This is a genomic window from Vreelandella aquamarina, from assembly GCF_900110265.1.
Classification (GTDB): Bacteria; Pseudomonadota; Gammaproteobacteria; order Pseudomonadales; family Halomonadaceae; genus Vreelandella; species Vreelandella aquamarina.
Map to the genome: position 1 here is coordinate 1 of NZ_FODB01000034.1, position 19,873 is coordinate 19,873.

Annotated in this window: 31 protein-coding genes and 1 pseudogene; 23 read left to right on the top strand and 9 right to left on the bottom strand. The window is 54.2% G+C overall.

The window, feature by feature from the left end; genetic code table 11:
- On the top strand, positions 1 to 189 hold a 189-nt coding region (locus tag BMY49_RS10455; protein WP_208596187.1), incomplete at its 5' end, for a transposase.
- Between the two features lie 138 nt (positions 190 to 327).
- A complete protein-coding gene (locus tag BMY49_RS10460; protein WP_338061332.1) occupies positions 328 to 594 on the top strand; it encodes a hypothetical protein in 267 nt (88 codons plus the stop codon).
- A gap of 21 nt (positions 595 to 615) precedes the next feature.
- Here the strand turns inward: BMY49_RS10460 and BMY49_RS10465 are convergent, their stop codons facing one another.
- Positions 616 to 828 carry a DUF3820 family protein gene (locus tag BMY49_RS10465; RefSeq protein ID WP_054641478.1) on the bottom strand — a complete coding sequence of 71 codons (213 nt, stop codon included), beginning with the start codon at positions 826 to 828 and terminating at the stop codon, positions 616 to 618.
- Positions 829 to 1,016: 188 nt separating this feature from the next.
- On the opposite strand from BMY49_RS10465, the gene BMY49_RS10470 reads away from it, so the two are divergent.
- On the top strand, positions 1,017 to 1,265 hold the full coding sequence (locus tag BMY49_RS10470) for a helix-turn-helix domain-containing protein (RefSeq protein ID WP_089675531.1): 249 nt from the start codon (positions 1,017 to 1,019) through the stop codon (positions 1,263 to 1,265).
- Positions 1,266 to 1,312: 47 nt separating this feature from the next.
- Here the strand turns inward: BMY49_RS10470 and BMY49_RS10475 are convergent, their stop codons facing one another.
- Entirely contained in the window at positions 1,313 to 2,188 is an 876-nt protein-coding gene (locus BMY49_RS10475; RefSeq protein ID WP_089675532.1) for a LysR substrate-binding domain-containing protein, read from the bottom strand.
- Positions 2,189 to 2,377: 189 nt separating this feature from the next.
- Here BMY49_RS10475 and BMY49_RS10480 point away from each other — a divergent pair, with 189 nt between their 5' ends.
- Positions 2,378 to 2,803 (top strand): VOC family protein, encoded by a 426-nt coding sequence (locus tag BMY49_RS10480; RefSeq protein ID WP_062360191.1) that lies wholly within the window; start codon positions 2,378 to 2,380, stop codon positions 2,801 to 2,803.
- Positions 2,804 to 2,823: 20 nt separating this feature from the next.
- Here the strand turns inward: BMY49_RS10480 and BMY49_RS10485 are convergent.
- Both BMY49_RS10485 and BMY49_RS10490 read right to left on the bottom strand, forming a co-directional pair.
- Positions 2,824 to 2,970 (bottom strand): annotated as a pseudogene (locus tag BMY49_RS10485) (helix-turn-helix domain-containing protein); the annotation flags it as partial.
- Positions 2,971 to 2,994: 24 nt separating this feature from the next.
- The gene (locus BMY49_RS10490) at positions 2,995 to 3,762 is read right to left on the bottom strand and encodes a class I SAM-dependent methyltransferase (RefSeq protein ID WP_074210271.1); all 768 of its coding nucleotides are present in this window, start codon (positions 3,760 to 3,762) and stop codon (positions 2,995 to 2,997) included.
- Positions 3,763 to 3,977: 215 nt separating this feature from the next.
- Between BMY49_RS10490 and BMY49_RS17435 the strand changes: the two genes are divergently transcribed.
- The 3 genes from BMY49_RS17435 to BMY49_RS10505 are packed head-to-tail and all read left to right on the top strand — an operon-like array spanning position 3,978 to position 5,529.
- Positions 3,978 to 4,157 (top strand): hypothetical protein, encoded by a 180-nt coding sequence (locus tag BMY49_RS17435; RefSeq protein WP_089675533.1) that lies wholly within the window; start codon positions 3,978 to 3,980, stop codon positions 4,155 to 4,157.
- Entirely contained in the window at positions 4,154 to 4,885 is a 732-nt protein-coding gene (nfsA, locus tag BMY49_RS10500; RefSeq protein ID WP_089675534.1) for an oxygen-insensitive NADPH nitroreductase, read from the top strand. The genes BMY49_RS17435 and nfsA overlap by 4 nt, the downstream gene beginning before the upstream one ends.
- An 11-nt stretch (positions 4,886 to 4,896) precedes the next feature.
- Positions 4,897 to 5,529: a hypothetical protein gene (locus BMY49_RS10505; protein WP_089675535.1), complete on the top strand. Its 633-nt coding sequence runs from the start codon at positions 4,897 to 4,899 to the stop codon at positions 5,527 to 5,529.
- A gap of 18 nt (positions 5,530 to 5,547) precedes the next feature.
- Here BMY49_RS10505 and BMY49_RS10510 read toward each other — a convergent pair whose 3' ends face one another.
- Complete coding sequence (locus BMY49_RS10510) at positions 5,548 to 6,477, bottom strand: glycerophosphodiester phosphodiesterase family protein (protein ID WP_089675536.1); 930 nt, start codon at positions 6,475 to 6,477, stop codon at positions 5,548 to 5,550.
- Between the two features lie 250 nt (positions 6,478 to 6,727).
- Positions 6,728 to 7,615: a LysR family transcriptional regulator gene (locus tag BMY49_RS10520; protein WP_089675537.1), complete on the bottom strand. Its 888-nt coding sequence runs from the start codon at positions 7,613 to 7,615 to the stop codon at positions 6,728 to 6,730.
- Positions 7,616 to 7,737: 122 nt separating this feature from the next.
- Between BMY49_RS10520 and trpB the strand changes: the two genes are divergently transcribed.
- From trpB to BMY49_RS10545, 5 genes are all read left to right on the top strand, one after another.
- Complete coding sequence (trpB, locus tag BMY49_RS10525) at positions 7,738 to 8,955, top strand: tryptophan synthase subunit beta (RefSeq protein WP_089675538.1); 1,218 nt, start codon at positions 7,738 to 7,740, stop codon at positions 8,953 to 8,955.
- 20 nt (positions 8,956 to 8,975) lie between these two features.
- Entirely contained in the window at positions 8,976 to 9,794 is an 819-nt protein-coding gene (gene trpA, locus BMY49_RS10530) for a tryptophan synthase subunit alpha (protein WP_089675539.1), read from the top strand.
- Positions 9,795 to 9,906: 112 nt separating this feature from the next.
- Complete coding sequence (locus tag BMY49_RS10535) at positions 9,907 to 10,158, top strand: type II toxin-antitoxin system Phd/YefM family antitoxin (protein ID WP_062372637.1); 252 nt, start codon at positions 9,907 to 9,909, stop codon at positions 10,156 to 10,158.
- A complete protein-coding gene (locus BMY49_RS10540; protein ID WP_089675540.1) occupies positions 10,148 to 10,432 on the top strand; it encodes a type II toxin-antitoxin system RelE family toxin in 285 nt (94 codons plus the stop codon). Before BMY49_RS10535 ends, BMY49_RS10540 begins: the two co-directional genes overlap by 11 nt.
- Before the next feature lie 42 nt (positions 10,433 to 10,474).
- A complete protein-coding gene (locus tag BMY49_RS10545; protein ID WP_089675541.1) occupies positions 10,475 to 10,795 on the top strand; it encodes a hypothetical protein in 321 nt (106 codons plus the stop codon).
- On the opposite strand, the gene BMY49_RS10550 is transcribed toward BMY49_RS10545, so the two are convergent.
- Positions 10,779 to 11,390 carry a LysE family translocator gene (locus tag BMY49_RS10550; RefSeq protein ID WP_089675542.1) on the bottom strand — a complete coding sequence of 204 codons (612 nt, stop codon included), beginning with the start codon at positions 11,388 to 11,390 and terminating at the stop codon, positions 10,779 to 10,781. The two genes, BMY49_RS10545 and BMY49_RS10550, sit on opposite strands and share 17 nt — an antisense overlap.
- Before the next feature lie 26 nt (positions 11,391 to 11,416).
- Entirely contained in the window at positions 11,417 to 12,247 is an 831-nt protein-coding gene (locus tag BMY49_RS10555) for an AraC family transcriptional regulator (protein ID WP_089675543.1), read from the bottom strand.
- A gap of 179 nt (positions 12,248 to 12,426) precedes the next feature.
- Here BMY49_RS10555 and BMY49_RS10560 point away from each other — a divergent pair, with 179 nt between their 5' ends.
- Together BMY49_RS10560 and BMY49_RS10565 are read left to right on the top strand one after the other, a co-directional pair.
- On the top strand, positions 12,427 to 13,179 hold the full coding sequence (locus BMY49_RS10560; protein ID WP_089675544.1) for an SDR family oxidoreductase: 753 nt from the start codon (positions 12,427 to 12,429) through the stop codon (positions 13,177 to 13,179).
- A gap of 55 nt (positions 13,180 to 13,234) precedes the next feature.
- Positions 13,235 to 14,128 carry a dihydrodipicolinate synthase family protein gene (locus tag BMY49_RS10565; protein ID WP_089675545.1) on the top strand — a complete coding sequence of 298 codons (894 nt, stop codon included), beginning with the start codon at positions 13,235 to 13,237 and terminating at the stop codon, positions 14,126 to 14,128.
- A 25-nt stretch (positions 14,129 to 14,153) separates the two neighbouring features.
- Here the strand turns inward: BMY49_RS10565 and BMY49_RS10570 are convergent, their stop codons facing one another.
- On the bottom strand, positions 14,154 to 15,137 hold the full coding sequence (locus tag BMY49_RS10570) for a zinc-binding metallopeptidase family protein (protein ID WP_089675546.1): 984 nt from the start codon (positions 15,135 to 15,137) through the stop codon (positions 14,154 to 14,156).
- A gap of 150 nt (positions 15,138 to 15,287) precedes the next feature.
- Between BMY49_RS10570 and BMY49_RS10575 the strand changes: the two genes are divergently transcribed.
- The 9 genes from BMY49_RS10575 to BMY49_RS10605 all read left to right on the top strand — a co-directional run bounded on the left by BMY49_RS10575 (position 15,288) and on the right by BMY49_RS10605 (position 19,846).
- Positions 15,288 to 15,623, top strand: coding sequence for a zinc ribbon domain-containing protein YjdM (locus BMY49_RS10575; RefSeq protein ID WP_089675547.1), 336 nt, complete (start codon positions 15,288 to 15,290; stop codon positions 15,621 to 15,623).
- An 82-nt stretch (positions 15,624 to 15,705) separates the two neighbouring features.
- Positions 15,706 to 15,960 (top strand): type II toxin-antitoxin system Phd/YefM family antitoxin, encoded by a 255-nt coding sequence (locus BMY49_RS10580; protein ID WP_062360219.1) that lies wholly within the window; start codon positions 15,706 to 15,708, stop codon positions 15,958 to 15,960.
- Positions 15,953 to 16,219, top strand: coding sequence for a Txe/YoeB family addiction module toxin (locus BMY49_RS10585; protein WP_089675548.1), 267 nt, complete (start codon positions 15,953 to 15,955; stop codon positions 16,217 to 16,219). The genes BMY49_RS10580 and BMY49_RS10585 overlap by 8 nt, the downstream gene beginning before the upstream one ends.
- Before the next feature lie 92 nt (positions 16,220 to 16,311).
- On the top strand, positions 16,312 to 16,644 hold the full coding sequence (locus BMY49_RS17835) for a nitrilase-related carbon-nitrogen hydrolase (RefSeq protein ID WP_244154949.1): 333 nt from the start codon (positions 16,312 to 16,314) through the stop codon (positions 16,642 to 16,644).
- Positions 16,550 to 17,017, top strand: coding sequence for a carbon-nitrogen hydrolase family protein (locus tag BMY49_RS10590; protein WP_244154950.1), 468 nt, complete (start codon positions 16,550 to 16,552; stop codon positions 17,015 to 17,017). Before BMY49_RS17835 ends, BMY49_RS10590 begins: the two co-directional genes overlap by 95 nt.
- Before the next feature lie 84 nt (positions 17,018 to 17,101).
- The gene (locus tag BMY49_RS17840) at positions 17,102 to 17,299 is read left to right on the top strand and encodes a DUF427 domain-containing protein (RefSeq protein ID WP_244154951.1); all 198 of its coding nucleotides are present in this window, start codon (positions 17,102 to 17,104) and stop codon (positions 17,297 to 17,299) included.
- A 10-nt stretch (positions 17,300 to 17,309) separates the two neighbouring features.
- Positions 17,310 to 17,423, top strand: a complete 114-nt coding sequence (locus tag BMY49_RS18015; RefSeq protein WP_276325981.1) for a DUF427 domain-containing protein — start codon at positions 17,310 to 17,312, stop codon at positions 17,421 to 17,423.
- A gap of 184 nt (positions 17,424 to 17,607) precedes the next feature.
- The gene (locus BMY49_RS10600) at positions 17,608 to 18,624 is read left to right on the top strand and encodes a nucleoid-associated protein (protein ID WP_089675549.1); all 1,017 of its coding nucleotides are present in this window, start codon (positions 17,608 to 17,610) and stop codon (positions 18,622 to 18,624) included.
- A 4-nt stretch (positions 18,625 to 18,628) separates the two neighbouring features.
- A complete protein-coding gene (locus BMY49_RS10605; RefSeq protein WP_143058124.1) occupies positions 18,629 to 19,846 on the top strand; it encodes a hypothetical protein in 1,218 nt (405 codons plus the stop codon).
- Positions 19,847 to 19,873 lie beyond the last annotated feature (27 nt).

A 19,873-nucleotide genomic window follows, 5' to 3' on the forward strand; every position in this document is an offset into this window, starting at 1 on the left:
GAGCGTTTGCGGGTGCATCTGAAAAACACGCCCTTCGAACGTATGAGTGCCGGCACCTTGCGCTTGAAGCTGATCAAGGTTGGCGCAGTCATCATCCGCAACACCCGCCGAATACGGGTGTTGATGAGTGATAGCTATCCACACAAGAACGATCTCTCAGCACTGGTTCAGCGCTTGGTGCCCCAGTAGATAATCGGGCTCCCCCGGCCCGATACCAATGGGGGAAAGGGGGAGTTGTGCCTGAATGCCGGAAACTGGCTAAATAATCGCCAACTTCGACCATGACCACTCGGATCTGGCACTACCAGGCTTGGTCTGCGAAGGTTGTTGGAGCACTATGAGAAATCCGGGCTAGGGCTGACGCCACCGCGTACCATTGCACGGGTGGCCCAAGCGCTTGAACAGTTAATGGAAGAGGATGTAGCCGCCGGGCGGCCAATGATCGCCGCGCTGGTTATCAGCCGTCGAGGAGAGGATTTACCGGCCAGCGGCTTTTTTGAAAAAGCCGTTGCACTAGGCCGGTTTCCAAGTGCCCCAGCGCAGCATAGCGCCCGCTATGCTGAAGAGCGCGAGCAGGCGCTGCGTGCCCGCTAGTGGGCGCGTGATTCGCTTTCGTTAGCGCTGGCGCAGCGGTGTTAACAGGTCGCTTAAACCGTTATGGTCAATTTCATGCATCAGTTGCAGCAGTTGACCAATCTCCCCGTTGGGAAAACCTTCCCGGGCAAACCAGTTCAGGTAGGGGCCCGGCAAATCAGCAATAATCCAGCCTTCATATTTGCCAAAGGGCATCTTTCGCGTCACCAAGGTCTCCAAATCTTCTGGTTTCATGCGTTAATTCCTTTCATTCTCATTTAAGATTTCTTTTATGTTCCCGTTATCGTGGTCTTTGTTAGACTTTCGTCGAATTTTTTTACCAAGCAGCGCGTAAAGCATCGCCCAGTTGGGCGGGGATACAAGCGCGCACCGCGTAGCGGTGCCGGATTGATTTCGCCTCACTACCCTGATGTTTATACAGCATGACAAAGCGTGCCTACAAAGAACGGTTCTACCCCACCTCCGAACAGGCTGAGCTACTGAGCGATGTACGTGCCTACACGGCAGAAACGCTACAGTTGGATGAGCCTATGAATCTACCCGCCGAGAGCGTTGAGCAGAGCGATGTTCAAGACGAAGCAGAGGCTGCCAGCGAGCCTAGCCAAGAGGCCGACGAGCCTTCGGAAGCAGAACCGAGCACTACAGGAGAAGAGAGCATCACTGAGGCATAAATCCCGCGTGTGATGTGGTTTCTAACGCCAGCCGCCGGGCTGGCGTTTTAGTGTGTAGCTGTAGCTACTTGCGTCAGCAGGGCGGCCAGTGCTTGGGCCGGTTCGCTTAGCTGGCCGCTGGCGCGGTGAACGATGCCGATATCGCGATGGAAGGTGTGCTCTTTCAAATCGATGGCGCGCACTCCGGCAGGCCAGCGCCGGATGGCGCTTGGCTGAGGCACCAGCGCCACCCCCACGCCGTTGGTCACCAGCTGCACGATCGCTTCTAGTTCGTCTACCTCACACACGTCCCGCACTTGGCAGTGGTTATCTCTTAAAAATCGATCAACCTGACGGCCGCCAAACGACGCGCGGTCATAGCGCACAAACGGCTGGCTGGAGAGTAACTCACGCCAATCGTTACCGGCCATTTGGCGGGGCACCAGTAACCGAAACGGCTCATGGGCAAGGGGCTGCCAGCGTAGGTCGCTGTGCAGCGAAAAAGGCGGCCGAATGATCACCGCCATATCCAGCTCCCCCGCATCTACCTGATTCATCAGCGCAAGCGAAAGCCCCGGCACTACTCGGGAGTGGCACTCGGGAAACTGGCGGTGAAAACGCGCCAATACCTCCGGCAGCAGCGAGCGCTGAATAGAGGCAATTGCTCCTAGGGTGACGCGGGTAGCGACTTCTTGTCCGGCGGATGACGCCCCCAAGGTGCCGTACAACGCTAGCAGTGCCTGCGCCTGCTGCAGCGTCTCTTGCCCGCGCTGGGTAAGTACTGCCGCACGGCCGCTACGTTCAAACAGGGCCACACCCAGCTCTGCTTCCAAACGCTTCATCTGTGCGCTGACGGCGGCTTGCGTTAGGCCAATGCGCTGGCCTGCGGCGGCAAAGGTGCCGTGCTGAGCCACGGCGATGAGCGTTTTAAGTTCGCGAATCATGGTCGATGGGTCTTTAAATTAATCAATAAAAGTTATGAATAGATCAAAAAACAATTGATTTTATTTTTGCATCACGCCTTTTAGGATAGTGACACGGTGGTAGCGCAACGCGCTAGCCATTCACAAATACATTTCTAACGACATTCCCAGCGACATTCCTCAACAACAGCAACACACCAGGAGATTTCCATGAGCCTTTCCCCTTTCCACTTAGCGATTCCTGTGTACGACGTTGCCTTGGCGCGTACTTTTTACAATGACGTGTTTGGTCTGGAAGAGGGCCGCTCCAGCGACCATTGGGTAGACTTCAACTTCTTCGGCCATCAGTTGGTGATTCATGAGCACCCCAAAACGCCCGGCCAAGAGAGCGCCCACACCAACCCGGTGGATGGTCACAACGTGCCGGTACCGCACTTCGGGGTAATTCTTGAGTGGGATGAGTGGGAAGCCCTGGCCGCGCGCCTAAAAGAGCGCGATACCGACTTTATCATTGAGCCTTACATCCGCTTTAAAGGCGAAGTAGGCGAGCAGGCGACCATGTTCCTGCTAGACCCTTGCGGTAATGCGCTAGAGTTCAAAGCTTTCCAAGATAAGAGTCAAATCTTCGCCAAATAAGCTTGGCTCGCCAGGAGCCATCAGGCGCGCAGCGCCTGCTCCTGGCGGCGATGCTGCAGCGGCGACTCGCCAAAGTAGCGCTTATAGTCCCGGCTGAACTGCGGCACGCTGCGGTAGCCAACTGCCAGCGCCGCTTGGTTCACATTGTGACTATCTTGCAACAGCAAAGAGAGAGGTCAAGAAGGGCCAGATTAAGTGTGGGCAACCACCCGGATGCGCACATAATCCGCTGTCCAGTTACCTTGGCCGTCGCTTAGGCTGTGGGCCAACAGATTCAGCGTGTTATCGAAAATAGCGTCTTTCAGATCATCTTCCAGCCCGTGGAAGAAGGGGCTGGCAAACGTCTCTAGCCAGCTCGCCATGCCATTAGGCAGCGGCGTTGGGCGGGGGATGAGTTCAATGCTATCCACACGGAAGCCAACCGTTTGAAGCAGGTTGCCATACTCCTTGGTGGTTGGAAAATACCAAGGGTGGCGGCCTTTAGAGCTAATGCCGCGAAACTGCAGCGAGGCAATGAGCGCGGTGCAAATGGCGGCCACGTTGCCATGGCCGCCAAATTCCGCTACGAAACGCCCGCCGGGTTTCAGTGCCCGTTTTACTCCGGCCAGCACTGCTTGAGGGTCCAGCATCCAGTGCAGTGCTGCATTGCTAAATACCGCATCGAACTCATGGTCAAAGGGCAACTGGTGACCGTCAATGATTCGTGCCGTTACGCCACGTTTTTGGGCGGCGGCCACCATATCAGCAGAGGCATCGATACCCAGTACATCGGCACCTAGCTGCATAATGCGCTCAGTTAATGCACCTTCGCCGCAGCCAAGATCCAGAATGCGCTGCCCTGGCTGGGGCGAGAGCAGCTTGACCACGTCATGGCCAAGATCAGGAACAAAGCTGGCATGTTCCGCGTACCGGTCGGCATTCCATGCCTGACGTGACGGGGAGTGAGAGGCGTTTGACATATCGGCTTCCTAGCATCGTTATTGGACTCAGTGGGTTATTAGCAGTATAGCGAGCGTTCACTTTTACGCGTGCAACATCACGTAAAAATTCTTTAACCACCGTACGTTAACAACTCAGTGTTAACCACATTGGCCGTCTACCCAAGTGTAGACAATACGGTTACGCTGATGACTTATCAGGGAGAGAGCAACCATGAGCCAGCATCATCAAGCGGATGATAATTTTGAAGGTGGGGAAGAGCACGGCGAAGGTATGGATCATTATTATCGTCACCTATGTCATGGCGATTGGTGAGTTTACCCACATCATCGTCGGCACCAGTGAAGCGCTGTATCTGGTGTTCGATGGTCATATTTCTTGGTACGACAAAGCACTGAAGAGGAAAATGTTATGAATGACGTGATTAAGCTACTGAATTCCCACCGTTCGATTCGTAAATTCACTGATCAAGAGATCCCCCGTGGCCTGCTGCTGGAGCTGATTAAAGCAGGGCAGGCCGCTGCCACGTCTAGCCATGTACAGGCGTACACGGTGATTCATGTGAAAGATTCGGATAACCGTGAAGCCATTGCCGAGCTGGCAGGCGGGCAGGGCTATGTCGCTAGCAGTGCGGTGTTTCTAGTCTTCTGTGCCGATATGAAGCGCCCAACAGAAGCTTCCGCCCGCACGGGCGCCAACGTTGAGCGTGGTATGACGGAACAGCTGCTTGTCGCCACGGTGGATACCGCGCTGATGGCACAAAATGTGGCCGTAGCTGCCGAATCGGAAGGGCTGGGTATTTGCTACATCGGCGGCATTCGTAACAATCCCGAGGCGGTGAGCGAACTGCTGCGCCTGCCTGCTCATGTTTACCCAGTGTTTGGTATGTGCCTTGGGTACCCCGCCCACCAGCCAGAGGTGAAGCCGCGACTGCCCGTTGAAGCGATTCTTAAAGAGGACTACTACACTGATGATAGTGACCATGTAGCCGCCTTTGACGACACCATGCAGGCATACTATCAATCTCGTAGTAGCGGCAATAAAAATAGTGATTGGTCGCACAATCTAACCCCTCTGTTTGATAGCAAGCTGCGCCCCCATATGCGTGATTTCTTGGTGAAACGCGGCTTTACCATGAAATAAGGAGTCATCCTATGTCCCTTCAGCGTGCCTACGTTCTACTGGCCGGGCTTTATAGCCTGCTACCTGTGATAGGTATCGTGGCCGTGTTTTCCGGCGGCGGAACGCCTCTTGCCATGGCATACCTCTTTTTTGGTGCGTTGGGCGTGGTCGGGCTGTGGGGGTATGTTTTAAAGCGAAGTGTCATGAGTCAGCGTATGTGGCGGCCGTTAGCAGGGGTGTTTGTGGTGGGTAGCGTGGTACAGCTAGTCATTATGCTGACCATGCCTGTTTCTGGTGTTTTACTGACTTGGATGCTCACCAGCAGTATCTTCGCCATGCTACTGGCGGTGCTGCTTTACCATTATGGCAACCGCGACCAGCCGCTGTGGGCGACTGATGAAGAGCGTTCTACCGCGCAAAGGCTTGCAACAATGCTCGAGACTAAAGCGACGGTGACCGCCGTACACCGAGAGCTTGGCCATGAAAATAGCGTTAATGTGGCTAAGGTAGGCAGTGCCTACCACGCTCGGATAACGCGCCGCTCAGAGAGTGGGCAGGAAACCTTTGAAAGGCGCTTTCGGCATCCTGAAACCCTGGTGTTTTTTGTAGAGAAATTCGCCAGCGTGACACCGCAGGAGTTCACCTCCTCCGGTGCGACCTCCTAAAGGTATCAATGCGGGTGATTACTCTACTAACTCAAGCAGGCGGTCGGGGTAGTCGGTAAACAGGCCGTTCGCCCCCAGCGCCATTAAACGCTGCATCTCATCTGGTTCATTGATGGTGTAGACGTGTACCGGCAGGCCATTAGCTTGGGCCTGGCGAATAAAGGCCGCATCAATCACTTCGTTGCCCTGATAGATCGCGTTGGTGCCAATCCCTGCTGCATACTCGGCAATGGCCTGAAAGTCAGCGTCGTTAATCTCACTTGGCCCTGGAGTAGTGTTTTGCCACTCCACCAACTGTTCGCTGTTTTGCTCGCTAGGTGAGTACCACAGCAGCTGAATTAACGGCAGGTTAGGGTTGAGCGCCTGTAGTTTGAGCAGGCTTTGCTGGTCAAACGACTGCACCAATACTCGGCCTTCATTAATCATATCGTAGGCTTCAAGACGCTCCACCAATGCCTCTTCCAAGCCAGGGTTGAGGTCAGGGGATTTTGTTTCGATGTAATAACGCGTCGTTTGACCAAAGTGGTCGAACAGCTCGTTAAGCGTCAGGATCTGCGTGCCGGAAAAATCCGCATCTGCATACTCGGGATTCGCTTCGTGAAACCACGAGCCGGTATCCAGCGCTTTTAACTCAGCCAGGGTGTAATCATGGATATGGCCTTTGCCATCGCTGGTGCGTTCAAGGGTGTCATCGTGGAAGATCACCACCTCGCCATCAGTGCTTAGCTGAGCATCTAGCTCCAGATAATCCACGCCCCACTTATGGGCCAGCTCGTAGGCCGCTAATGTGCTTTCCGGCGCATGCCCGCTTGCTCCGCGATGGGCAATCACTTGGAAATTTTTCAAGTCGTTAAGCTGCTGAGTAAGCGGTGTATCGTTCGCCGCTACGGCAGTGGTAGACGTAGCCGCTAATAGCGTTAGCGTCGTTATCAATGAATAGCGCAACATAATAACACCTTGATAGATAAAGCCATGTAAGACCTTACCAGCCTAACATGACAAACGCACGCTCTACTGAACCACTTTGAATTGCACCGTGAGCCTCATAGGACGCTTGTTCGGATCATTAGCTGGGCTTCGTTGACGAAGCCGCACCGGGCTTTCGGCCGCAGTACGGGGAGGGCTTTTATGCCGCCTACGTCCGCGACCCGGATGGCAACAAGCTAGCGTTTGTGGTGTACCCACACCGAGTAGCGCTTTAACCTTCCAATTCCTTGCGTAACCAATCAGTCAGTGATTCGCTGCGGCGGGCGTTGGCGTGTTTGGGCAGCCACAGGCAGAGCCTGGCCGGGGTTTCGATGCTGCCCCAAGGGGCGACAAGCCGTCCGCTTTTCAGATCATCTTCTACGAGTAGCTTCGGGGCGATGGCGACCCCTAGGCCTGCCACGGCAGCTTCTATGAGGTAGTACAGGTGCGCAAAGCCTTGGCCCTGTTGGAGGGCTGTTTTCAATACAGAGGTTTCCAGCCCTTGGGCGTCTGCCCACTGGGGCCACGCTTGGGGGCGTGAGGCGGTATAAAGCAGTTTGTTGGTAAACAGCGATGCGGGATGAGAGGTATGGCACGCATCTGCCAAACGTGGGCTGGCCACGGCGCAAATTTCCTCAGACATCAGCTCAATCAGCTCGCCCTCGTCAGGCCAAGGTGGCTCGAAAAAGGCCAGCGTTGCGCTGGTCTCCGGCTGGCCGGGCTGCTCGGAATCGCTCACCACCACCTGAAGTTTTAGCTCCGGCAGCGCCTGGTTTAAGCGGTCTAAACGGGGAATCAGCCAGCGGGCCAGCAGGCTGCCGGGGCAGGCCAGGGTAAACGGTGCTTCTTCCACCTCATGCTTGAGCCGGGTGCAACTATCCCTGAGCTTGGCGAAGGCTTCCCCCACGCCGTTTTGCAATTGCTCTCCGTGGTGAGTGAGTACTAGCCCCCGCCCGGCTTTGGTGAACAGTGCTACGCCAAAATGCTCATCCAGGCTCTTTAGCTGTCGGCTTACCGCACCGTGGGTCACGCTTAGCTCATCGGCGGCGGTTACGCTGCCTAGCCGGGCGGTGGCTTCAAAGGCGCGCAGGGCGCTTAAGGGCGGCAGGCTGTGTTGCATGGATGTCTCTTTCAATAGTTGCGTAAAACTCACAGGTTGGTGCCATCTTATCGATTTTTCTTCCCGCCTGCCTGCGCTAACGTCATCACAACCCTAAATCGCCCCAAAACGCAGAGGTCGTGATGAATAAACCTTTAAGCCTACCCGATGCCAACGGGCTGTTTGGCAGTTTCGGTGGCCGCTTTGTCGCTGAAACCCTAATGCCGCTGATTCTTGAACTGCAGGATGAGTACGCCACCGCCAAAAACGACCCTGAATTTCAGCGCCAGCTCGCCTATTTTCAGGGCGACTACGTCGGCCGCCCCAGCCCGCTCTACTTTGCCGAGCGGCTCTCCGAGCACTTCGGCGGCGCGAGCATTTACCTCAAGCGTGAAGAGCTAAACCACACCGGCGCACACAAGATTAACAACTGCATTGGTCAAGTATTGTTGGCCAAGCAAATGGGCAAAAAGCGCATCATCGCGGAAACCGGCGCAGGCATGCACGGCGTTGCCACCGCTACCGTGGCTGCGCGTTTTGGTTTGCCCTGCGTGATTTACATGGGCGCCACCGACATCGAACGCCAGCAGCCCAACGTATTCCGCATGAAACTGTTAGGGGCGGAAGTAATCCCCGTCACTTCAGGCACCGGCACGCTGAAAGATGCCATGAACGAAGCGCTGCGCGATTGGGTAACGAATGTCGACGACACCTTCTATATCATTGGCACCGTGGCAGGCCCGCACCCTTACCCGGCGATGGTGCGCGATTTTCAAGCGGTGATTGGTCATGAAACCCGCGCTCAGATGTCCGAAAAACAGGGCCGTTTGCCGGACTCCCTGGTGGCTTGCATTGGTGGCGGCTCCAATGCGATGGGGCTGTTTCACCCCTTCCTGAATGACGCCGATGTGAAGATGATTGGCGTGGAAGCAGGCGGCAAAGGCGTCAACAGCGGCCTACATGCTGCCAGCCTGAACGGCGGCACCCCCGGCGTGCTGCACGGCAACCGCACCTACCTGCTGCAAAACGAAGATGGTCAGATTATCGACGCTCACTCTATTTCCGCAGGGCTGGACTACCCCGGCATCGGCCCCGAGCACGCTTGGCTGCACGAGCAAGGGCGGGTCGAGTACGTTTCCGCCACCGATGACGAAGCGCTGGAAGCATTCCAAATCTGCTGCCGCCAAGAGGGCATCATCCCCGCGCTAGAAACTGCCCACGCCCTGGCTGAAGTGGCTAAGCGCGCGCCGACACTTCCCTGCGAGCACCTGATGGTGGTCAACCTCAGTGGCCGTGGCGATAAAGACATGATGAGCGTGGCCCATCATCTGGGGGATAAGTTCGGAGTAAAAAACGTATGAGCGCGATACAGGAGAACGACATGACTAACACCTCTCGTCTTGAACACTGCTTTACCGCGCTCAAACAGCAAAACCGTCCGGCGCTGGTCAGCTACCTCACCGCTGGCGACCCGGATGCCAAGACCTCTCGCCGCCTGCTGCACGAGTTGCCGGAAGCAGGCGTGGATATCATTGAACTCGGCATGCCGTTCAGCGACCCCATGGCCGATGGCCCCGCCATTCAAAAAGCCGCCCTGCGCGCGCTGGAAAACGGCCAGACCCAAGCCAAAACGCTGGAGATGGTGCGCCAGTTCCGTGAACAAAACAGCACCACCCCCATCGTGCTGATGGGCTACTACAACCCGATTTACTGCTACGGCGTCGAGCGCTTCTTAACCGATGCCGCCAAGGCCGGGGTAGACGGGCTGATCGTGGTAGATCTACCGCCCGAACACGACGAAGAGCTGTGCCAGCCTGCCGCCCAGCACGGCATCGATTTTATCCGCCTCGCCACGCCCACCACCGATGCCAAGCGGCTACCCAAGGTGCTGGCCAACGCTTCTGGGTTCATCTACTACGTTTCCGTGGCGGGGGTGACGGGCGGCAGCGCCCCCACACCGGAGCGGCTGGAAAACGCCGTTAATCAGCTGCGCGAACACACGCCGCTGCCCATCGCCGTAGGCTTTGGTATTCGCACCGCCGAACAGGCCGCCACCATTGGCCGCTTCAGCGACGCCGTGGTCGTGGGTTCTGCGCTGGTAGACTGCATCGAACACGCCAGCAGCGGTGATGACGCCGTGACGCGGGTGCATGGGCTGGTGAAAGAACTGGCTGAGAGTGTGAGAGGGTGCAGGTATTAGGCACCGCATCGTTGAACGGTGAATTTAAACAGCGAACGCTTGGAGTAGTCGCAAAAAAAGAGCTAATATGAGGGCTATAAAAGGAGCTTTTTTATGGCTTCAGGAGGTTTCCATGCACCAAGTATTAGCTAACTTTTCGGTCAGTATTTCTGAGCTAAAGAAAAACCCTTCGGCACTGCTGAGCCAGGCAAGCGGTGCCCCCATTGCTGTGTTGAATCACAACAAGCCCGCCGCTTACCTTGTCCCTGTAGAAACTTATGAGGCGATGATGGAGATGCTGGAAGACTACGAGCTGGCCAAGCTAGTGGAAGAGCGTCGCGCCGATAAAGACAAGGCCGTCACGGTATCACTGGATGACCTATAAGCTACGCTTTTTGCCCGCGGCCTTGAAAGAGTGGGAAAAGCTTAGCCCACCCGTCAAACAACAGTTCAAAAAGAAGCTGGCTGAAAGGCTAGAAACCCCTCGTGTGCCTGCCGATAAACTCAGTGGTTTCGATGCCTGCTATAAAATAAAGCTTCGAAGCGTAGGCTATCGTCTGGTCTATGAAGTAGTGGATGATGAACTGTTTATCTACGTTATTGCTGTGGGTAAGCGTGACAAAGGCAAAGTCTACGCGTCGCTAAAGCGCCGGATGTAATCCATCACTTATCGTACAAATGACCACAAACAGAGGCAAATAATGGGCAAACTCTTTTCATTGCTGGTACTGCTGGGGCTGGGCTACGCAGGACTCTATGTCTACTACGGTGTGGTGATCGAGAAGGAAGTCGAGGAGCAGTTGGAAGCCCGTGGGCTTTCATCGGTGAGCGTGGATAACGTTGAGTACGATTGGTTGGCCCCAGTGAGTGATAGCGCCAATATCGTTGTCTCCGTTGGTTACCGTGGCTCCCAGGCGGCGGTTAACGTGCGCGTGCAAGGCCACCCGCTGTTTTCTGATGAGGTGACGGTACAGCTCGATAGCCTGCAAGCGCTGCGCTTGGGGATTAGCTTTGGGCAGTAGCCGCCAGCCATACATGCTCGTAGCCAATCGATAGCGACACAGCCACCAGCAGCCCCGCCATGATCCAGTTAAACCCTTTAATAAGGCCTGCGTGTTTAACGCGCTGGCCGAGCAGGCTACCCATCACTACATAGCTACCGGGCGCGCCTGCGGCCAGTGCGGCTAGCCCTAACGACCAGAGAAAGAGACTCACCCCCTGAATGCCTGCGGCGGGGAACTGCAAGGTAGTGATAGGCAGCGTTGCCACCATGGCTTTGGGGTTGAGCAACTGCATCATCAAGCCATCGCGAAAGCTGAGCATGCGCGGTGCTGGGGCGTGAGTCTCAAGCGTGATATTGGCGCGGGCTACCTTAAAGGCTAAATAGAGAATATAAGCGCAGCCGAGTGCGCTAAGCACTACGCGTGAGCCTTGCGAGATCCAAGCGGCTCCCGCCCAGCCTAATACCAGCAAGTAAATCAGCATGGCGAGCCCCACGCCCAGGCAAAATCCCAGCGCTTGTTTCCCCTGGCCATTGATACCGACATTTAAACCCAACAAATTCACAGGCCCAGGCGTGTACATAACGCCCAGGGCATAGGCGATGATGGCTAACATGAAAAAACCTCTAGATGGAAACGTGCTTAGCGCGTGATATCGCGCTGATACTGGTAGGGGGTCATGCCATAGATACGCTTAAAACGGCGGTTGAAGTGGCTCAAATCCGTAAAGCCAAAGCGCAGTGCTATCTCGGTGAGTGGTGCGCCTTGGTCCAGCGCGGCGCGGGCAGCGTTTACCCGGCAATTAATCACATACTGGTGAGGCGTCATGCCGAACTGTTGGCGAAACAGTCGCAAAAAGTGGTACTTCGATAAGTGAGCCGCGTTGCTGATGTCATCCAGCGAGATATCCGTCTCTAGATGCTCATGAATATACGCTTTGGCGTGATTAAGCAGCGCGTCTGGGCGGCGGGCTACCGGGCTGGAGGCCATGTTGCCACCCAGTTGCACCATACGCTCAACAACATGAGACAACGCATTCTCTTGGTCGATGCAGCTACCCACTTGGTGCGTCACCATGCGGGCGACATTCAGAATGGCTTGGCGCAATCGCGAGTCTTGAATCAGCGTGCTCTGTGAGCGAAAAGGGGAGGCCAATGGGCGGCCAAGTGCGTCTTCAAACAGCGGCGCTACCTGATCGGGATGCACGTACACCATTAAATAATCGAGCGCCTGCTCGCCGCCAGAATGGCCGTCGTGAACATCTTCAGGATTAAAAAGAATCACGTTGCCGGGCGGGCTGCGATGAAACTGACCGCCGCTAAAAAAGTCCTGACGCCCCGCTAGTGTCACTCCCAAGGCATACTCTTCATGGGCATGACGGTCGTAGCTGAAGTCCCCAATCGCAGCCTTCAATACCGTCAGTGACGGTACATGATCGCTTTTGAAGAACTCAAACTGGCTGGTGCTTCCCATGCCAACCTCCGTAATCGAACACAACCCCGTGTGGGCATCTCTCATCACACGGGGTAAGCGTATGCCGCTTACGCCGCAGATGCTTGTACATAATTGCTCAACTGCGTGTCAGGTGTATATTCACACTAGGCGGTGCATCAACCGGTAGGCCAACCAACGTTCGCAAACAAGGAGGGCGCGTGGCAAACCCCAAAGTCGTCGTTATAACGGGCGGAAGCCGAGGCATTGGTGCCGAGACAGCCAAGCTGTTCGCGCAGCACGGGTACAATGTGTGCCTTAACTATGTTGCAAACGACACGGCGGCAGAGCGCGTTCGCAGCGACATTCTCAACTTGGGCGTTCGCTGTATCGCGGTAAAAGCCGATGTGTCGGAGGCCAATGATGTCGCCAAGCTATTCAGCAGGGTAGATCAGGAGCTGGGCACGCTAACGGTGCTGGTCAACAATGCCGCTATTCTCAACACCCAAGCGCGCATGATGGATATCTCGGTTGAGCGCTTTAACGACGTACTACAGAAAAACGTCATCAGTTGTTTTCTATGCTGCAAGGAGGCGGTACGACGCATGTCGACGCACCAGGGTGGCATCGGCGGTAGTATCGTCAATGTTTCCTCGATGGCAGCCAAAAGCGGCTCTCCCAACGAGTACGTGGATTACGCCGCCTCGAAGGGGGCCGTGGATACATTAACTCGGGGGTTGGCCCTGGAAGTGGCTGCCGAGGGCATCCGCGTGAATGCGGTACGCCCCGGCCTGATTTACACCGAGATGCACGCCTTGGGCGGCGAGCCTGAGCGAGTGGACCGCTTAAAGTCACGTATCCCTATGCAGCGGGGCGGCCAGCCATCTGAAGTGGCCGACGCCATTTTTTGGCTAGCCAGCGACAAGTCATCGTTTGCCACCGGCACTATGGTGGACCTCGCGGGCGGTCTATAACGCCCTAATCAGCACTGTGCTGCTTCTACGCAGTCATCCAAAAAAGGACACCCCCATGTTTACCGGCCTGAGTGCGTTTCCGCTAACCCCCATGAATGAGCAAGGCATCAAAGAGCAGGAATTTACCCAGCTCGTGGCCCGTTTGGCCCAAGCGCAGGTGGATTCCATTGGCGTGCTGGGTTCTACCGGTAGCTACGCTTATTTAAGCGTAGAAGAGCGGGCGCGGGTGGCCAAGCTGAGCGTGGAGAGTGCGGCGGGGGTGCCGGTGGTGGTGGGCATTGGCGCGCTGCGCACCTGCGATGTGCTGGCCAATGCCGAGCACGCACAGCAGGCCGGAGCGGGCGGGCTGCTCTTAGCGCCTGTTTCGTACCAAAAGCTGACTGATGACGACGTGTTTAACCTGTTCAGCACCGTCAGCCGCGCCATTAGCGTGCCGCTGTGCGTGTACGACAACCCCGGCACCACCCACTTTACGTTCAGCGACGAGCTGCACGGGCGCATTGCCGAGTTGCCCCAGGTGCGCTCAATTAAAATTCCGCCAGTGCCCAATAACCTAGAAGACGCCAAAGCCCGCGTGGCGCGGCTGCGGGCGCTGATTCCTGATGATGTAACCATCGGCATCAGCGGCGACCCCGCCGCCGCGACGGGCCTGCTGGCAGGCTGCGAGGCGTGGTATTCGGTGATGGGCGGGCTCTACCCAGAACTAGCGCTGGCGCTAACACGCGCCGCCCAAGCGGGCGACGCTGAACAGGCTCAAGCCCGCTCAGACGCCTTAGCACCGCTATGGGCGTTGTATCACGAATACGGCGGCAGCCTGCGGGTAGCGGCGACGATTGCCGAACTCACCGATCGCGTTAGCGCCCCCTGCCTGCCCCAGCCGCTGAACACCCTGCAAGGGGAAGCTCGTCAACGGGTGGCAGCGGTGATCGAGGCACTGGGCCTTCACTAGATCGCATCAAGCAAAGCGCACGTGGCTAGAGCCCCTGCGCACCGCGCCGCAGCCAGTCGTGAACGAACGCCAGCTTGCGCAGCGCCACTTCCGAAAGCACAAACGGGTAGAGATCCGACAGCCCCATCGAACGGTTGACATGGTTCACGCCTGCCACCAATGACGCCGCAATATGAATCAGCCGCTCTGAATCCGGTTCAGCGTAGGCATCCCAATTATGGTCATCCGGTAGCACGGGCGAGGTCATGCCCGACGACACAAAGCTATCGGTGATATCGGTTAAGTGCAGCAGGTGCGAAGTGGTTTCCGCCCAATCCTCATGGGGGTGAGAAGAGGCGTAGGTCGACAGAAACCGCGTTTGCCAATCCACAGGCGGGCCGTTTTCATAGTGGCGCTGCAGCGCTGCCGGGTAATCCTCCCGCTCATCGCCAAACATCTCGCGGAAGTCATCCAGAAAATCCTTCCGCAAGCTAAGGCGCCACCACAGCATATGAGCAATTTCATGGCGCATATGGCCAATCATGGTGCGGTAAGGTTCATCCAACGCCTCTTTACGAGTGGTGCGCAGCACGGCATCAGCTTCCGCCACGCTAATGGTCACCACGCCACCCACGTGCCCCATGGGGACAGGCGTACCGCCTTCCGCCAGCATATGAAACACCGGCGGCGCGCCGGGGTCTTCCGGGCGAAACCAGTGCCAGCGGCCTAGGTTATCAATTACCCAGCGCTTGGCTGCCTCGGTTTGCGCCCAGTTGGGTATCGCATCGGAAATGGCAGGGTCCGGGGCTAGGGCGGTCATCGCGCAGGCGCGGCAGAACTCGCCATGCTTGGGGGCAATCCAGTTACAGCCAATCACTTCACGATTGGCATAGAAGGGCGGCATGGGAATAAACGCCCGTGCCTGGGGGTCGTAAGCCACCGGCACACCATCCGCCGTGACCAGGTTATCAAACCAGAGTGAACCGGCACCGACCGGATTAGAAAAACGCGCATAGGTCGGGTATCTCAAGAGAAACGAAGCTTCAGTCTAGGAGCCGAGGCCCGGTTACGTCCAACGGCGATTGCAGTGCACGGCCGTTAATGAAACGCGTAGAGCAGTCGCCAAGGCCGCCCTGGCTGAGTATCATCACCCGCTCATTGACTATAGAAGCCACTAATTATGTCTTGCCCACCATGCCCCCGCTGCCAGTCTGAATTTGTTTACCAAGACCAGAGCCTGTTCATCTGCCCCGAATGCGCCCACGAATGGAACCCTGAAGAAGCCGCCGCCGAAGAGGCCGTGAACGTGGAAGATGCCAACGGCACGCCGCTCGCCGAAGGCGACAAGGTCACGCTGATCAAAGACCTCAAGGTGAAAGGCAGCTCCCAAGTGCTCAAGATCGGCACCAAAGCCGTCATCAAACGGCTAAAAGAGGGCAAAGACCACCAGCTAGACTGCAAAGTAGACGGCGCAGGCGACATGATGGTGACCGCACAGTTTGTGAAAAAGGCCTGAAGCAGTCGTTCTGTCTTATTAGCTGTACAGGTTTGCGAGCAACGGCTAGACTTGTACTTTAAATAGTACATGTGAGGCGTGTATGAAAATCGTGTCTTTTACAGAAGCGAGGAATGGCTTGAAAGCCGTGCTGGATGGCGTCGTTAATGATGCGGATACCACCGTGATCACGCGCAGGGATGCTGAAGATGCTGTTGTGATGTCGCTGGATTATTACAATAGCCTAATGGAAACAGTGCACCTGCTTCGTTCACCTAATAATGCTGAACACCTTAACCGCTCAATAGCGCAATATCGGGCTGGCCAAACAAGCGCACGCGAGTTAATGGATGAGTAGTCAGCGACTGTTGTGTTGGACAGATGAATCTTGGAACGACTACGTCTATTGGCAAGCGCAGGATAAGAAAACCCTTAAGCGCATTAATAAGCTGATAAACGATGTAAAGCGCTCTCCCTTTGAAGGAATCGGCAAGCCAGAGCCCTTAAAAGAAAATCTGGCGGGCTTCTGGTCTCGACGCATCGATGACACCAATCGGCTTGTTTACGCCGTCGATCAACATGCCATCACGGTCATTTCATGCCGCTATCACTATTAGCCCGCAACTGAATCGGCCCCGAGAGTGAGCCAGCAGTGGGAGGTGACTTTAGCCCGCGACTGTGCCTGCACCCAGCCAGCTAAGTGGAAAAAATGACAGCTACCACACCAGCCCCCATCACCATTGCACTCGCCCAATTGCCTGTTATCAAAGCAGCGGTAGACGACAACCTCAAAACACACTTGGCCTACATAGAACGCGCCGCCGCGCTGGGGGCCAACGTGGTGGCCTTTCCCGAACTCTCGCTCACCGGTTACGAGCTGGCGCTACTCAGCCAACTGGCCATGCCCCGCGACGATGCCACCTTTGCCGCCCTCACCGCCGCTGCCGTTGGCTACCAACACCGTAGTGATCGCAGGCTGCCCACTGCACAACCCCAACGGCAAACCCTACATCGCAGCGGTGATTTGCTTCCCCAGCGGTGAACGCACCTTCTACCTGAAACAGCACCTGCACGAAGGGGAGGAGGTTTACTGTACCCCTGGTTGTGATAGTGGCCTGATCGATATCAGCGGCACCCGCATCGCCCTGGCCGTGTGCGCCGACTTCACCCACCCAAGCCACGCCGCCACCGCAAAACGCCACCAACTGCCAGTACTGCTCGCCAACCACATTTCCACCACAGGCGGCTGGCAAACCTGCGGCAATAGCGGCGGCTGGAACGCTGCAGGTGAGCTAGCGGTAAACGCCAATGGCACTCAGCCCTGCCTGGTGCTGTGTCGTATTCACCAGGGTGCCATAAGCGCTAGCGTGGAAGTGATGGCTCACCTTCCTACCAAAGCATCCATGATCGACTAAAAACTAAGCTTTCGAGGTAGGCTTAACCCATGTTTGCTGCTAGGCTCAAAGTATTAGAGCGAATAACGCCGCAGGGACAACACGATGCAGAATGCCCGCATAACGCTTCACCCTACCAACAAGCGCATGCAAGTGCAGGTGGACGGCATTCTGCTAGCCGACTCTAGCAATACGCTTGAACTTCGCGAACACGGCTATCCGCCGCGCCACTACTTCCCACGTGACGACGTGCGTATGGACTTACTTACCACTTCGGAAAACGATCACCCATTGCCCGTTTAAAGGGCATACGGTGTATTTCTCGCTGGGTGAGCGACGGGATATTGCTTGGAGTTATGAGGCGCCGATTGAGGGGATGGAAGCTATTGCGGGTAGGGTGGCGTTTTATGAGGAAGTGAGCTGGTGAAGCTTTTCGGCCCGGAGAGGTCAGAGAAATAATTGTCTTTACCATACTTTTTACCGTTGGGCTGTCAAAGTCGTACTATGCTCGGCCACAGAACTACTTAAGTGTGGTGGTAAGTAAGGCATGAATAAGGTCTGAGAGAAAGGTTACTCACCACCAGAAAAAATTTAATGAATTGTAGGGTTATATGGAAATCAAAGAAGCAATTATACATGGTTTTGAGAAAGAGGCACAAAGCTATCAGGTCGAGGTTAAGCCAAGGCTTGAAAACTCCCCTTTAGATGACATGATGAACCATCTGGGTGAAGAGGTTTTAAAAGCATATGGGCGCCGCTCAAATAGCAATGGTACCTTTGATGCAAATGAGACGGCATACCCATTCTCTAAACTTATGAGGGAGTACCATCAAGAAAATTCAGGGTTGGTAGAGTTTTCATTGGAGGCCTGTGAACTTATTGCCGCCCAAATGAGACAGTCATATTTATCAACAGGTGGCTACGCATTTTTTATTCGTTATGAAAACCAAGGCCAAGACTGGCTGCTTGTGTTGATGCTCAAGCTTAAGCCAGGGACTAGTATCAACCCTGATACACTTGAGCTTCTTACAAGCCTTTCTTTTGATATTAGTCATTTGCATGAAGCTGCCAGGATTAATCTTGAAAAATGGGCTGAAGAAGAACAGCCATATCTCTCTTTTATAAAGAAGAGTAATGGGAATGAGGATGTTACAAAGTATTTTCGTTTGGCACTTGGCTGCACAGAGTATACAGATTCAAAGTTCAATACTGAGCAAGTTGTGGAAGCTCTGGATGCATACTGCCAAGAAAATGATATTGTTGGTGAGGCAAGGCAGGAGGCTAGAAGAAAACTACATGATTATTTTGATGAAAAATATAATTCAGAGGACAAGTCAGTAAATCTGGTCGCGTTATCTGCGATGATTGACGACATTAATCCAGAGAGTTTTTATCATTATATAAAAGATAATGATGTCCCAGTTAGTGATGTTTTTACTCCGACGAAATCTGTTTACGGTAGGCTAAAAAGAATTAAGAGAAAGTTTGGCAATGTTGCAGTAAGTTTTGACGTTGAGGATGTTTTGCGGGATAATGTTGATTATGATGAAGAAAATGAAGTTCTTTATATTAGAAATATTCCTGAATCGCTGATTCAAGAAGTACGCCGGGCTAAGGGCGATGAGTGACAGATTGAAAGACTTACAGCTTGCTGTTAGCGCTGTTCGGCAAAGCGTTGAGCCTGTCAGGTTTGACGCTGCATTTTTGGTACTCTCTCTCTGCCCTGAGAGTAATGGGCAGCTACTTAGGGATGTTAAAAAGAGTGATTTGTGGTCGCGCAGTATAGATGATAAAGAAACGGTGGAGATTTCAAAGCCACCATTGTTTTTCACGAGTATTGATGAACTGCTATTGAAACCGCAGTGGAGAATTAAGCCGCCTTCTAGTGCATATTATTTTCATAATATTGATTGGTTAAGCTCAGAAGAAGAAAAGCACGAAGTTGTAGAGATGTGGAGGTTAGCATCTCGTCTACTTAAATTATTAGGTTCTGTTGCTGATCATTGTGTTAATAAAAGCAATGATATAGAATTAGTTTTTCTTCACCAAGAAAAGCTAGTTGTGGGTTCCTTTTTTACGTCTGAAGACTTGGTTCGCATCGATTGCTTAGATAGGTTAGAGAGTGATTTTTTAAAATCGGATACACATCGCGATAAAAAAATACAGATCTTTAAGTCTGTTTTGGTTGAGAGGTATAAAGGGCGAGGTCGTGTAGAGTTGGGAGAGTTGCTGAAGAATTTCTCTAATATTTTTAAAAACTTAGAGAACGGATACGATCTTTTTGTTTCTGAGTTTTCGTTTGAGAATGTCAAGTCTGAAGTTGAAAGAGATAAATTAGAATTTACAACAAGGCTGAATAAGGTTTTTTCTGACATACAGAACCAGTTGTTAGCTGTTCCTGCGGCTTTGCTTTTAGTTGGCAGTCAGATGGAGAAGTTAGATCCCGTTGAGTGGGCTTTGAAAAATGTTGTGATATGGCTTGGCGCAGTTGTTTTTTCTATTCTTATGGAGCTGCTGATTAGAAATCAGAGGAATACCCTTCAAGCCGTTAAAAATGAAATGAATTTGCAAGAATCAATTTTTAAAGAGCATCATATGGCAGTTTATGACAAGTTCAAAGATGTGTACGTTGATCTTTACGGTAGGTTCAGACATCAAAGGAACCTATTGTGGTTTATCCGTTGCCTAGTGGGAGGAGCATTGGGTTTTACAACCTCAATGCTGTTCGTCTACTCAACAGAAATATCAGTGTCTCTAGCAGTGCTGATTGGCATTGGTGTTAGTCTTATACCGATTGCTTTAGCAGTTATGACTTCAGATCTCCGCTCTCTTAGGAAAAATCAGGTTTAGCGCCATGTGAGAGCTTTAATAGCTACT

Excerpts from the sequence above, each read along its gene's own strand:
- BMY49_RS10465 (WP_054641478.1), bottom strand. The coding sequence starts at position 828 with ATGAAACCAGAAGATTTGGAGACCTTGGTGACGCGAAAGATGCCCTTT.
- BMY49_RS10470 (WP_089675531.1), top strand. The coding sequence starts at position 1,017 with ATGACAAAGCGTGCCTACAAAGAACGGTTCTACCCCACCTCCGAACAG.
- BMY49_RS10475 (WP_089675532.1), bottom strand. The coding sequence starts at position 2,188 with ATGATTCGCGAACTTAAAACGCTCATCGCCGTGGCTCAGCACGGCACC.
- BMY49_RS10480 (WP_062360191.1), top strand. The coding sequence starts at position 2,378 with ATGAGCCTTTCCCCTTTCCACTTAGCGATTCCTGTGTACGACGTTGCC.
- BMY49_RS10490 (WP_074210271.1), bottom strand. The coding sequence starts at position 3,762 with ATGTCAAACGCCTCTCACTCCCCGTCACGTCAGGCATGGAATGCCGAC.
- BMY49_RS17435 (WP_089675533.1), top strand. The coding sequence starts at position 3,978 with ATGATAATTTTGAAGGTGGGGAAGAGCACGGCGAAGGTATGGATCATT.
- nfsA (WP_089675534.1), top strand. The coding sequence starts at position 4,154 with ATGAATGACGTGATTAAGCTACTGAATTCCCACCGTTCGATTCGTAAA.
- BMY49_RS10505 (WP_089675535.1), top strand. The coding sequence starts at position 4,897 with ATGTCCCTTCAGCGTGCCTACGTTCTACTGGCCGGGCTTTATAGCCTG.
- BMY49_RS10510 (WP_089675536.1), bottom strand. The coding sequence starts at position 6,477 with ATGTTGCGCTATTCATTGATAACGACGCTAACGCTATTAGCGGCTACG.
- BMY49_RS10520 (WP_089675537.1), bottom strand. The coding sequence starts at position 7,615 with ATGCAACACAGCCTGCCGCCCTTAAGCGCCCTGCGCGCCTTTGAAGCC.
- trpB (WP_089675538.1), top strand. The coding sequence starts at position 7,738 with ATGAATAAACCTTTAAGCCTACCCGATGCCAACGGGCTGTTTGGCAGT.
- trpA (WP_089675539.1), top strand. The coding sequence starts at position 8,976 with ATGACTAACACCTCTCGTCTTGAACACTGCTTTACCGCGCTCAAACAG.
- BMY49_RS10535 (WP_062372637.1), top strand. The coding sequence starts at position 9,907 with ATGCACCAAGTATTAGCTAACTTTTCGGTCAGTATTTCTGAGCTAAAG.
- BMY49_RS10540 (WP_089675540.1), top strand. The coding sequence starts at position 10,148 with ATGACCTATAAGCTACGCTTTTTGCCCGCGGCCTTGAAAGAGTGGGAA.
- BMY49_RS10545 (WP_089675541.1), top strand. The coding sequence starts at position 10,475 with ATGGGCAAACTCTTTTCATTGCTGGTACTGCTGGGGCTGGGCTACGCA.
- BMY49_RS10550 (WP_089675542.1), bottom strand. The coding sequence starts at position 11,390 with ATGTTAGCCATCATCGCCTATGCCCTGGGCGTTATGTACACGCCTGGG.
- BMY49_RS10555 (WP_089675543.1), bottom strand. The coding sequence starts at position 12,247 with ATGGGAAGCACCAGCCAGTTTGAGTTCTTCAAAAGCGATCATGTACCG.
- BMY49_RS10565 (WP_089675545.1), top strand. The coding sequence starts at position 13,235 with ATGTTTACCGGCCTGAGTGCGTTTCCGCTAACCCCCATGAATGAGCAA.
- BMY49_RS10575 (WP_089675547.1), top strand. The coding sequence starts at position 15,288 with ATGTCTTGCCCACCATGCCCCCGCTGCCAGTCTGAATTTGTTTACCAA.
- BMY49_RS10580 (WP_062360219.1), top strand. The coding sequence starts at position 15,706 with ATGAAAATCGTGTCTTTTACAGAAGCGAGGAATGGCTTGAAAGCCGTG.
- BMY49_RS10585 (WP_089675548.1), top strand. The coding sequence starts at position 15,953 with ATGAGTAGTCAGCGACTGTTGTGTTGGACAGATGAATCTTGGAACGAC.
- BMY49_RS17835 (WP_244154949.1), top strand. The coding sequence starts at position 16,312 with ATGACAGCTACCACACCAGCCCCCATCACCATTGCACTCGCCCAATTG.
- BMY49_RS17840 (WP_244154951.1), top strand. The coding sequence starts at position 17,102 with ATGCAGAATGCCCGCATAACGCTTCACCCTACCAACAAGCGCATGCAA.
- BMY49_RS10600 (WP_089675549.1), top strand. The coding sequence starts at position 17,608 with ATGGAAATCAAAGAAGCAATTATACATGGTTTTGAGAAAGAGGCACAA.